The organism is Klebsiella sp. K47, assembly GCF_051858335.1.
Lineage (GTDB): Bacteria > Pseudomonadota > Gammaproteobacteria > Enterobacterales > Enterobacteriaceae > Klebsiella > Klebsiella pneumoniae.
Map to the genome: position 1 here is coordinate 1 of NZ_JBPYUI010000571.1, position 211 is coordinate 211.

General features: G+C 66.4%; 1 protein-coding gene. It reads right to left on the reverse strand.

The window, feature by feature from the left end; genetic code table 11:
• Positions 1–211 (reverse strand): IS3 family transposase (locus RRF55_RS29260; RefSeq protein ID WP_439419492.1); only part of this gene is annotated, 211 nt, incomplete at both ends.

Genomic DNA, 211 nt, shown 5'->3' on the forward strand with positions numbered 1-211 from the left:
GACCAGACATGGTTGGGCCGTTCAGCGCGCAGCCGCACGCATGACCCGTCGTTGAGCCAGAGCCGACCGCGTTTCGGCTGTTTCTGCGGGACCTTCAGCCCTTCCCGTCGCCAGATCCGCTGAACCCGTTTGGCGTTCACAGACCAGCCCGCCTGATGCAGCAGCGCCGTGATCCGGCGGTAGCCGTAACGGCCATAGGTCGCCGCCAGTG